This window comes from Pseudomonas sp. LS-2 (assembly GCF_003605735.1).
Taxonomy (GTDB): Bacteria; Pseudomonadota; Gammaproteobacteria; order Pseudomonadales; family Pseudomonadaceae; genus Aquipseudomonas.
The window spans coordinates 40,944-52,549 of record NZ_QXTJ01000027.1 but is presented as its reverse complement, the minus strand read 5'-3'; the positions used below and the strand labels follow the sequence as shown (position 1 = coordinate 52,549).

The window sequence follows — 11,606 nt, the reverse complement described above, 5'->3', positions numbered from 1 at the left end:
TAGACGTCGTTGGCCTGAACCGGAACGACGACCGAACCTGTGGACTCGCCAGCACGAATGGTGATGGTCGAACCGTCAGACAGCGTGACGGTAACCGGAGTCTGCGCCGGGTTGGTCAGCGTGGCGGTGTAGGTGATCGACGTGCCTTCGGCGGAGGTCGCCGCGCCTGCGGTCAAGCTGAGAGTGGTGGTGTCCGGGGTGTCGGTGATTTGCACAACGGCTGGCGTCGGGTTGGTCGCCAGGTTTTCGAAGTTGCCGCCCGTTGCGCCGGTGATGGTGGTGCTGACAGTGGCGTTGGTGTTGTAGACATCGTTGGCCTGAACCGGGACGACGACGGAACCAGTCGATTCACCGGCTTTGATAGTGATCGTCGAGCCATCGGACAGGGTTACGGTGACCGGCGTTTGCGCCGGGTTGGTCAGCGTGGCGGTGTAGGTGATCGACGTGCCTTCAGCGGAAGTCGCCGCGCCAGCCGTCAGGCTCAGCGTGGTGGTGTCCGAAGTGTCAGTGATCTGCACGACAGCTGGCGTCGGGTTGGTCGCCAGGTTTTCAAAGTTGCCGCCTGTTGCACCGGTGATGGTGGTGCTGACAGTGGCATTGGTGTTGTAGACGTCGTTGGCCTGAACCGGAACGACGACCGAACCTGTGGACTCGCCAGCACGAATGGTGATGGTCGAACCGTCGGACAAGGTCACGGTGACCGGCGTTTGCGCCGGGTTGGTCAGCGTGGCGGTGTAGGTGATCGACGTACCTTCAGCGGCAGTCGCCGTACCAGCGGTCAGGCTCAGCGTGGTGGTGTCCGGGGTGTCAGTGATGGTGGTCACTGCCGGCGCTGGGTTGGTCGTCAACACAAGGCCTGCACCGCCGGTGGTTCCGGTGATGGTCGTGGTGACATCGTGCGCGTCCACGTACGGGGTGTTGCTGTCGCCCATCTGAACGATGGTGGTGCCCGTGGTCTGGCCAGCCTGAATGACGATGGTCGAACCGTTGGACAGCGTGATGGTCAGGTCGCTGAGCGGCGCCTGAGTCACGGTTGCGGTGTACACCAGCGCGCCGCCTGCTTCGGTCAGCGTCGAGGTGGCGGTCAGGCTCAGGGTCGAGGCCCGCTGTGGAATAGCGGCGTCCTGTTCAGTGCCGGCTGTTGCGTTGTTGCCCAGACCTGCAGTGTTGAAACCGATGTTCGGGTCCACGACGCCTGCCGTTTCGGTCAGCATCACGACGCTGTGGCCGCCGCCCGCGTTACCGCCATCGGAGGTGCCGGTGGTCTGGCCCGCAGCGGTGGCTTCCAGGTCTTTGGTCGGGTCGGCACCGGCTGCGATCGCTTGTTGCAACTCGGCAACCGATGGGGCTGCCTGCGCGGTGGCTTCTGCCAGATTGGTGGTGGACGTCGGGGCGTCGGAGCTCCACTGACTGTCACGGCCCATGTCCAGTTGACGACCATCCGGCAACTCCAGGGTGATGGCGCCTTCAGGGCCGGTCAGCACCTGTTCACCGGCCATCAGCCGGTCACCCTCGATCAGCACACGACGAATCCCTTCCGGGGAGACTGCGACTACTTGGCCAACAATGCTTTTGACGATGGCAACAACACTGCTCATGGGGGTGACTCTCCGAGATTACCGTTCAGTGGGTATCCATCATGCCGGGCGGGCTTTGGGACGCCGCTTCATATTGGAGTACATAAAATTCATAAAAAAATTGACGTCAAACAACTAAGCATTTGTTTTAGTTATTGTTAATTATTTGGCGTCAATTTATTTTTGGCCTGTTATCCGGTTGGCAATTAACTTTCTGCCAAACTATTGACCTATTCCGCGACATCCTAAACAATCGCATCCGTAATGTCACATTGATATTTGATGAGATCGCGTATTTCTGTTGTGTGATCCCAATCGCCCGCCAGACACTCCGAAACGATCATTTCAATGACCATTTTTTTATGATGCGGCAATGCCTTATTGCTGCATTTGAACAAGCTCGTCCTCGGGGAAGTATCCAAATGCGTGTGCAATTTCTCACCGTCGTACCTTTCGTTCTTTCGGTCGGCTTCGTGCAGGCACAAACCTTGCCAGAAGCCATGCAGAAGGCCATGCAGGAACACCCCGAGGTTCAGGCCGGTATCAACGCCCGCATCGCTCAGGACTATGCAGTCCGTGCGGCGAAGGGCGGCTATTTGCCGCGGGTGGATGTGACGGCGGGTTACGGACGGGCCGGTTCGGACTCGCCGACGACGCGCGCGCAGAGTGGCAGTAATGACTGGCAGACTTTGAACCGCGGCGAGTCTGCCATACGTCTTCGCCAAATGCTCTTCGACGGTTTCGCAACGAGTAATGAAGTTGGGCGTCAACAAGCCACCGCCAATGCCCGGGCGTATTCGTTGTTGAACACTTCCGAACGCACTGCATTGACAGTTGCGCAGGTCTATATCGATGTTCTTACACAGCGCGAGATGGTGCGTCTTGCCGAAGAGAACCTGAAGAGTCACGAGCGTATCTACGACCAGATCAAGTTGCGCACCAGTCGCGGTGTCGGACGAATGGCGGATATGGATCAGGCCGACGCCCGTCTGGCGCAGGCACAGAACAACTTGATCACCGAGCAAACCAACCTGGCCGATGCCCAGACCAACTACCTGAGCGCAGTGGGCATCGTTCCTGATCAGCTGGAAAAGCCAGCGCCGTTCGCGCTGATGCCAGCCGATCTGCAGGAAGCACGTCGCCAGATGCTCGACAACAGCCCGGTGCTGCGTTCGGCCGAGGCTGATATCGCCGCTGCCGAGAAACAGTACAGTGCTGCCAAATCCACCTTCTCCCCGCGCTTCGACCTGGACCTGGGTCGTAACGCCGACAACAACGTCGGTGGTGACGAAGGCCACAACAACGGCTGGGAAGCGATGGTGCGCATGCAGTTCAACCTGTACGCCGGTGGCAGCAACAAGGCCGACCTGACTTCCAAGTCCTATCTGGCTTCGCAAGCGCTGGACATCCGCAACAACGCATTGCGCCAGTTGAATGAAGAGCTGGGCCTGGCCTGGAACGCCTTCAACAACGCCTCGGCTCAAGTACCCATCGCTCAGCAGTACGTTGATCGGGCGACCAGCGTCCGTACGTCGTATCAGCAGCAATTCAGCCTCGGAGAGCGTACCCTGCTCGACCTTCTCGACAGTGAGAACGAGTTGTTCACCGCGCAACAGCGCCTGGTGCAACTGCAGAGCCTGAAAACGTACACCCAATATCGCATTCAAGCCGACATCGGCACCTTGTTGAAAAGTCAGGGCGTCGTGGCCCCGCTGGCATCGGTTGTGCAGAACGACATCAAGCCGACAGTAAAACTGCCGGGAATGAACTGATTTTTGACGCGCTTGCGTCAGAAGCCAGCTTCTTTTAATTGCTAAAGCTAAAGAGAGTGTCAGCGTGGATTTGGAATTACCTTCTGCTCAACTAGGTCATGATCCGCGTAGCCAGCATGATGATCCGTTGCTCGATGGCCTGCTGACACTCTGTGCCTTGCACCACAAACCGGCGAGCCGGGCGATGTTGAGCACCGGCCTGCCGTTGCCTGACCAGCGTCTGAGCCCCGACCTGCTGCCTCGTGCCGCAGCGCGGGCCGGATTGCAGGGGCGTCTGCTGGTGCGCAAGCTCGAGCAGATTCCTGCCATCGCGCTGCCGGCGATGCTGTTATTGAAAGAAGGGCGTTGCGCAGTCCTGCTCGGTTGGGACGGCGATATCGCGCGACTGCTGATCAGCGAAAGCGATGGCGGTGAAGTGCGCGTCGAGCGTGACGCGCTGGTTCATGATTACAGCGGCAAAGTGTTCTTCGCTCAGCCGCAACACAAATTTGACGTGACCAAAGGCTCGCTCATCCCCCGAGCGCGCTCCTGGTTCAAGGACACCCTCAAGCTGTCGCGCTGGCTGTACGCCGATGCGATCGCTGCAAGCCTGGTGATCAACCTGATCGCGCTGGCTGCCCCTCTGTTTGTCATGAACGTCTACGACCGCGTGGTGCCGAATCAGGCGACCGCGACGTTGTGGGTGCTGGCTGCCGGCATCTGTGGCGCCTACCTGTTCGACCTGTTGCTCAAGGGCCTGCGCAGTCTGTGCCTGGACCTTGCCGGCAAAAAGACCGACCTGATCATTTCGGCCACGTTGTTCGAGCGCATCGTTGGCATGGCGATGAAGTTTCGTCCGGCGCGCGTCGGCAGCTACGCCCAGAACATCCATGAGTTTCAGGGCATGCGCGACTTTCTGACGTCGCTGACCCTGACCAGTCTGATCGATCTGCCGTTCACCCTGATCATTTTGCTGGTGATCGCATTGTTGGGCGGGCATCTGGTCTGGATTCCCATCGTTGCTTTCCCGCTCGCGCTGGGTATCGGCCACCTGCTGCAGAAGCCATTGACCGCAACGCTGGAACGCACCATGGCGCTGGGCGCCGAGCGTCAGTCGAGCCTGATCGAAACCCTCGCAGGGCTCGATGCGGTCAAGGTCAACAACGCTGAAAGCGAGCGCCAGTATCAGTGGGAACAGACCATCGGCACCCTCAGCCGGCTGGAACTGCGAGTCAAGATTCTGTCTGGCCTGGCCATGAACATCACCTTGCTTATCCAGCAGTTGGCGGGCGTGGCGATGATCTGCTTTGGCGTGTACATGATCATCGACGGCAATCTCAGTATGGGCGGCCTGGTCGCGTGCTACATGCTCAGTGGCCGGGCGTTGGGGCCATTGGCGCAGTTGTCGGGTCTTCTGACGCGCTATCAGCAGGCCAAGGTGACCATGGTTTCAGTCGACCAGATGATGGAATTGCCCCAAGAGCGCAACTTCGACGAGCGTCCTTTGAGCCGTCAGGTCCTTCAAGGTGCGATGGAGTTCCGCAATGTCGATTTCACTTACCCGAACCAGCAGACCCTGGCGCTGAAGCACATCAATCTGGTGGTTCGTCCGGGCGAGAAGATCGGCATCATCGGCCGCAGTGGCTCGGGCAAAAGCTCGCTTGCCAAGCTGTTGGTCGGTCTGTATCAGCCCGATGACGGCTCGTTGCTGGTCGATGGCGTGGACATTCGCCAGATCGATGTCAGCGAACTGCGCCACAACATTGGTTACGTCCCGCAAGACATCCAGCTGCTGGCCGGCACTCTTCGCGACAACCTGGTTTGTGGTGCACGTTACGTCGATGACGAAATGGTATTGCAAGCTGCCGAACTGGCCGGCGTGCACGAATTTGCCCGTCTGCACCCGCAAGGCTATGAACTGCAGGTCGGCGAGCGTGGACAGAACCTGTCCGGCGGTCAGCGTCAGAACGTAGCCCTGGCCAGGGCGCTGTTGCTCAACCCGCCGATTCTGTTGCTGGACGAACCGACCAGCGCCATGGACAACACCGGTGAGGAACGCCTCAAACAGCGTCTTCAAGCCGTTATCGAGAAAAAGACCGTGATTCTTGTGACACACCGAGCTTCGCTGCTCAGTCTGGTTGATCGCCTGCTGGTCATCGACCGTGGCCAGATTCTCGCCGACGGCCCCAAAGCCGCCGTGATGGAAGCGTTGAAGAAGGGGCAGATCAGTGTTGCTTAAGTCGGGTCCAAGTTCGGGCGGTGGCCTGTTCGGTTATTTCAAAGGTTCGGCTTCGCTAGATGGGCAGCCGCTGCCCGAAGTCGAGAAGGCGCTGGTCGACGATGCACCGCGTATCGTTCGCCTGACCATCTGGGCGGTCATCGCGTTCTTCACATTTCTGGTGCTGTGGGCGAATTTTGCGGTCATCGACGAAGTGACCAAGGGCGAAGGCAAGGCCATTCCGTCCACCAAGATCCAGAAAATCCAGAACCTGGAGGGCGGTATCGTTGCGCAGATCTACGCCCGTGACGGCGAGATCGTGGAAGCCGGTGCGCCGTTGATTCGTCTGGACGATACCCGTTTTGCCTCGAACGTCGGTGAAACCGAAGCGGATCGCGTGGCGATGGAGTTGCGCGTCGAGCGTCTGAGCGCCGAGGTGGATGATCGTCCACTGAATATCAGTCCTGAAGCCCGCAAATCGGCGCCTAAACAGGCCGCCAACGAAGAGTCTCTGTATCAGAGCCGTCGTCAGCAACTGGTAGACGAAGTTGGCGGTCTGCAGCAGCAACTGATTCAGCGTCAGCAAGAGCTGCGCGAGTTCGGTTCCAAGCAGGAGCAATACCGCAGCAGTCTGGGCCTGTTGCGCCAGGAGATCGGCATGTCCGAGCCGCTGGTGGCGCAGGGCGCGGTTTCCCCGGTGGACATTCTGCGGTTGAAGCGTTCTGAAGTTGAAACGCGCGGTCAGCTGGACGGCACCACACTGGCGATCCCTCGTGCTCAGGCGGCGATTGCCGAAGTGCAGCGCAAGATCGATGAGACCCGTGGCAAGTTTCGCAGCGACGCGCTGACCCAACTGAACGAGGCGCGTACTAATCTTTCCAAGGCCCAGTCCACGGCCAAAGGCCTGGAAGACCGGGTCAACCGGACCATGGTCACTTCGCCCGTGCGCGGTATCGTCAAGCAGATGCTGGTCAACACGGTGGGTGGCGTCATTCAGCCGGGCAGCGATATTGCGGAAATCGTGCCGCTGGATGACACGCTGCTGGTCGAAGCGCGCATTCGTCCACAGGACATTGCATTTCTGCATCCGGGTCAGGAAGCGATGATCAAGTTCACGGCCTATGACTACACCATCTACGGTGGCCTCAAGGGCAAGCTGGAACAGATCGGCGCCGACACCGTGCAGGACGAAGAGAAGAAGAACACGTTCTACGTGATCAAGTTGCGCACCGACCGCAGCCACCTTGGCACCGATGAGCATCCATTGTTGATCATCCCCGGCATGGTCGCCTCGGTAGACATCATCACCGGCAAGAAGAGCATTCTCAGCTACCTGCTCAAGCCCGTCCTGAAGGCTCGCGCCGAGGCGTTGCACGAGCGTTGATCAATACCCTGATAGCCCCGCGGCGTGTAGCAGCACGGCTTGCCGACGGTAGCGGTTTCAAGGACGCCACCGCCGGCAAGCCGTGCTGCTAAAGGTCCGGTGTAATCAGAGAAGATTGTTGACCTACCGCCCGCGCTTGCTATCGATTCTGACCAACCGCCCACCTTCAAAGCGCAGATATTGGTACATCCCGTTGTTCGGGCCATAGATCCATTCCTGGACCTGCACCTGATCGACCTGGCGGAAATGATTCACCGTTTCCTTGTAGCCGACGATGTCCTGGCTGATCGGCTGCCCGCACTTCTGCTGCACTTCGAACATCCGGTCGCCGACGCTGATCAACTGACTGCCACAACGCAGCGTGTCGGCCAGTGCCAGGCCGCTCAACGCTGCCAAACCGAGAATCGTTACGGTCCTCGTAAACACACTCTTCAAATGTCGTTACTCGCTATCCAGATGCAGGGGGCTGATGACGCGACCGTCTTTCTCCGGTTGACCCAGGCTTGCGTCAATGAAGTAGACCCGATCATCGGCCAATTGTCCCTTGTCCACCAGATAGTCCTTGATGCTGCCAGCCCGTGCCTGCCCCAATTGACGCAGCAGCAGTGCACTGGAACTCCAGGATTTAAGCACCGCATCACGCATCTTGTTCTGCCGTTCCTCTTTGCCCAGATCGACCCACTCAGCTGGCGGCTGGCCCTTCAGGCGCGTGCGGTAGATGCCTTCGAGCATCGGCGCCTTCTCGCTGTCGGGCACCTGGAGGTCCCCGGCTTGCGCGGGGACCTTGTCCCCGCGACGCTGAAGAATCTTGTAATAAGTGCTCTGGTATTCACGCTCCAGACGCTGCTGGGCAATCAGCGGACCGTCGCTGGCCTCGGCGCTGGTGCCTTCGATCTCCAGACGCAGGGCAGGGCGCTCTTTCAAGGCTGCTGCCAGTTTGTTCAACGAGGCCTGGGCCTCGCCGTTCAGCTCATCCGAGCCGGGCGCGAAGGACACCGTGCCCAGGTCCTCCGAGCCACCGCCACTGACCAGCCCTGCGATGAACTTGAACGGTGCGGCGGCCGCTTTCACCACCAGGTTACGCAAGGTCTGCCAGACGATTGGCATGACGCTGAATTGCGGGTTGTTCAGGTCGCCGGCCACGGGCAGTTCGATGGAAATCTTGCCGTCGACGTCCTTGAGCAGCGCAATCGCGAGTTTCAGCGGCAGGTTTACCGCGTCAGGGCTGTCGACTTTTTCACCCAGTTGCAGTTGCTCGACCACCACTTTGTTCTCGGCCTTGAGCTGACCTTTGGTGATCAGGTAATGCAGATCGAGATTCAACCGGCCCTTGCGAATACGGTAGCCGGCGAATTTGCCGGAGTAGGGTGTCAGCGTCGTCAGTTCCACACGTTTGAAGCTGGTGGCGATGTCCAGGCTGGCAAGAGGGTTGAATGGATTGAGTGCACCTTTGATGGTGACCGGTGCGTAGCGGTCGACTTTACCGTTGATATTCACAGGCGCCGGTTTGTCCTGGCGGTTGTCCAGAGTGCCGATCTTGCCGTTGAGTTGCTGAACCGCCGTGGCGAAGTTGGGGGTAAGGCTGAAGTCGGCGAAGTTGGCCGAGCCGTTGTTGATGTTCACCTCACCAATGCGAATGCCCATCGGTTTCTCGGCAGAGGCGTTCTTGGCCGCGGGGGCTGCCTTTGGCGCCGCCTTGGGACCGGATGAGCTGCCGTCCGCAGGTTGCGGTACCAGCAAGTCGTCGATGTTGGTGGTGCGGTCATCGGCAATGACGAAGCGCGCATAAGGCTGTTCGAGATTGACCTGATCAATGCTCAGGCTGTCTCCGAGCTGAAAGTTCACGCCCTCCAGGTTCAGTCGCTGCCACTTCACGAAGTCGCGGGATTTGAGCGTGTCCAGTGTGTGCAGTTGATCGACCTGCGCCTTGCCGGTGATGCCCAGTGCCAACGGCTCGGTGCTTTTGAGATCCACCGCCAGATCGGTGTTGAGCATGCCGCTGCGCACTTCCAGGCGAATGAACGGCGTGACGTAGGACTGTGCGACGCGCAAATCGATGTCGCGCGTGGTGACGTTGAGTTTGGCGCGGACCGGTGCGAGATTGACCTCGCCTTCAGCAGTGATCTTGCCCTGCTTGCCCAGCCCGGTGTCGAGCTTCAGGTTGAAGGGTGATTTGTTGAGGCTGTCGAAGTTGGTCAGGTCCAGATTGAGCGGGCCGACCTCGACCGCGACGGGCTCTTTAGGCACTTTGTCGGCAAGATGAATGCGGTAGTCGCGCAATTGGGTGTCACGCAACAACACCTGCCAGGGTTTGCCTGCAGCTGCGGGCTCTTTACTTGCAGTGGCCTCGGCTCCAGATGCTGTGGCCGGTTGCTGCTTTTCTGTTTCGGCTTTCTTTTGTTCGGTTGTGGAAGGCTGGCTGGCGAAGAGCTTTTGCCAGTCAAGCTCACCATCGGACTCCCGCGCCGCCCAAGTTTCCAGGCCTTCGCTGCGGATCTTTCCCACAGTGACCAGTTGATTGGCCAGATCGATCGACGTTTCGCTGACATCGAGCTTTTTCAGTCGCACCAGTGGCCGGCCATCCGGCGCATCGATGGCAAATGGCGCCACGCTGAGCGACGTGTTATCCAGCAGCAACTCAGTGCCTTTATCCAGGCTGAGCTTGTAATGGGTGTCGAGGCTGAAATTGCCATCCTTCAATACCAGCGGCAGCGCGTCGCGCACGTACGGCCACCAGACTTTCATCTTCCCGTCGGTGACTTTCAGGGTGCCCTCAGAGGTGATCGGCACCAGGCTGATACGCCCGACCCAGTCAATCTGCCCGCCAGCCGGGCCAATGGCGACCAGCGTCATGTCGGCGTTGTCTTCAGGCAGTGTGCTGAGGTTTTTCAGCTCGAAATTAAGCGCGTTGTAGAGGAATTCGATGGGTTCGCTTGGGCGCTGATCCTGAAAATGCACATAGCCGTCAGCGAGCTTGATCTCGCCAATACGCAGGGGGAACGGCTTGCTCGGTGGTTCGTCAGGTTTTGCCGGCTCGCTTGGCGGCAACTTGAAAAGGCCAGCGAGATTGAGGGTGCCGTCCTTGGAAAACAGCAATTCGGTCTTGGGTTTGTCCAGCTCCACGGACTCAAGATGCAGGGCCTTGGTCCACAGGCTGTCGATTTGCAGATTGGCGTACAGTCGTTCGAATCCGACTTCTTCCTTACCCGGTGCGCCGATATTCAGCCCCCACAATGTGACTTCCAGGCTGTAGGGGTTTAGCTCCAGACGGTCGAGTCTGGCCGGGACCGTGGCGTAGTTTGCCAACTGTTGGTTGATGACCCGCAACGCAATGCCCGGCAGGATGAAGAATCCCAGCAAGCTGTAAATTGCGAAGACGGCCAGCAAGACGCCAATGGCGCGTTTCAATCCTTTGGGCATGTAGGTCGCCAACTCTCTCGATGTGAGGTGCCTTGGAGTATGGCACGTCAATCTGGTTCCGAAGCTGCCGTCCACAATCCTTGTGGGAAATTACCCTGACGTCGTGTTTTCCATCAAAGCTGCAAGATCAATGTCTTGAGCGGTGGTTGCTGGTCCATTGACGGAAAATCGACGCCTGGCGTGAGCACCTGGCAATCGCGCACGGGGCGGCCGATCTTGTTCGCGCAACGCAAAACCTGATCCCGCCAATCATCCATGCTGACCTTTGCCAGATTATTGCAGCAGATCAGTACGCCATTCTCGGCGGTCGTCAGCAACGCCGGTTTTAGCAGGCTCTGGTAGTCACGTAGCAGGTCGACGGTGCCGAACGCGCTTTTTGCCCAGGCCGGTGGGTCGAGAAGAACCAGGTCGAACTGGCGTTGTTCCAGGCGCGCGTATGAAGGCAGTTTTTGTCCGCGACGGGAAGCAATCGGCAAACCTGCGAGCTGACGGATGGCGGGAAAGTAGTCGGACTGGATGAAACCCATGTCCGGCAAATGCGGGTTCAGCTTGCCGTTTTCGCGACCGACCGCGAGATTCCCCTCCGCGAAATCCAGGTTGCAGACCTCGCGGGCTCCCCCCGCTGCCGCGCTCAAGCCAACGCCGCAGGTGTAGGCGAACAGGTTGAGCACGCTTTTTCCTTTTGCGTGATCCTTCACCCAGCCGCGGGCGTTGCGCAGGTCGAGGAACAGCAGGGGATCCTGTCCGGCATGCCGCCCCCGAACGCGATAGTTCAGGCCCCATTCGTGGCCGACCAGATCTTCCAGTGCGGCGTCTTCCGCTTTGTAGACCGCATCGGTGCGATCGATTCGCGAGTTGCCGTGCGAGCGGTCGTTATAGACCAGCATCAACGCCAACCCGAGATGGGCGTTGATTGCCGCGTGCAATGCCAGCAGAGCGTCGCGGTCCAGGGTGTTGTGGAACGTCTGCACCAGAAGTTGCGGGCCATAGCGGTCGATGGTCAGACCGCTGGCGCCTTCCTGACTGCCGTGAAACAGGCGATAGCAGTCCGTGCCCTGAGCATGAAGCTCGACGAGCAGGGATTGACGGTTATCGAGGGCGACGCTGAGCGCCTGATTCAACGAAGACATGCGCGGCGCCTTGCTGCGGGAATAAGGCGCGCAAGTTTAGCAGTTTGGCTTGTGCGGATGTGACTGCCCCTGCTGCTCAACTGTAGGAACACGCTTGCCCGCGACGGCGGCGGGTCTGCGGTGAAG

Annotated in this window: 7 protein-coding genes; 3 read left to right on the top strand and 4 right to left on the bottom strand. The window is 59.3% G+C overall.

Features of this window, described 5'->3' with window-relative positions:
- On the bottom strand, positions 1 to 1,598 hold a 1,598-nt coding region (locus D3M70_RS17005), incomplete at its 3' end, for a retention module-containing protein (protein ID WP_120126888.1).
- A 401-nt stretch (positions 1,599 to 1,999) separates the two neighbouring features.
- Between D3M70_RS17005 and D3M70_RS17000 the strand changes: the two genes are divergently transcribed.
- The 3 genes from D3M70_RS17000 (at position 2,000) to D3M70_RS16990 (ending at position 6,930) form a co-directional block, all read left to right on the top strand.
- The gene (locus D3M70_RS17000) at positions 2,000 to 3,349 is read left to right on the top strand and encodes a TolC family outer membrane protein (protein ID WP_120126887.1); all 1,350 of its coding nucleotides are present in this window, start codon (positions 2,000 to 2,002) and stop codon (positions 3,347 to 3,349) included.
- Between the two features lie 64 nt (positions 3,350 to 3,413).
- A complete protein-coding gene (locus tag D3M70_RS16995; RefSeq protein ID WP_120126886.1) occupies positions 3,414 to 5,567 on the top strand; it encodes a type I secretion system permease/ATPase in 2,154 nt (717 codons plus the stop codon).
- Entirely contained in the window at positions 5,557 to 6,930 is a 1,374-nt protein-coding gene (locus D3M70_RS16990) for an HlyD family type I secretion periplasmic adaptor subunit (protein WP_120126885.1), read from the top strand. The genes D3M70_RS16995 and D3M70_RS16990 overlap by 11 nt, the downstream gene beginning before the upstream one ends.
- 123 nt (positions 6,931 to 7,053) lie before the next feature.
- On the opposite strand, the gene D3M70_RS16985 is transcribed toward D3M70_RS16990, so the two are convergent.
- The 3 genes from D3M70_RS16985 to D3M70_RS16975 form a co-directional block, all read right to left on the bottom strand.
- Complete coding sequence (locus D3M70_RS16985; RefSeq protein WP_256659888.1) at positions 7,054 to 7,335, bottom strand: DUF2845 domain-containing protein; 282 nt, start codon at positions 7,333 to 7,335, stop codon at positions 7,054 to 7,056.
- Positions 7,336 to 7,371: 36 nt separating this feature from the next.
- Positions 7,372 to 10,350 carry a DUF748 domain-containing protein gene (locus D3M70_RS16980; RefSeq protein WP_120126883.1) on the bottom strand — a complete coding sequence of 993 codons (2,979 nt, stop codon included), beginning with the start codon at positions 10,348 to 10,350 and terminating at the stop codon, positions 7,372 to 7,374.
- Between the two features lie 113 nt (positions 10,351 to 10,463).
- Entirely contained in the window at positions 10,464 to 11,480 is a 1,017-nt protein-coding gene (locus D3M70_RS16975) for a class I SAM-dependent rRNA methyltransferase (protein WP_120126882.1), read from the bottom strand.
- Positions 11,481 to 11,606 lie beyond the last annotated feature (126 nt).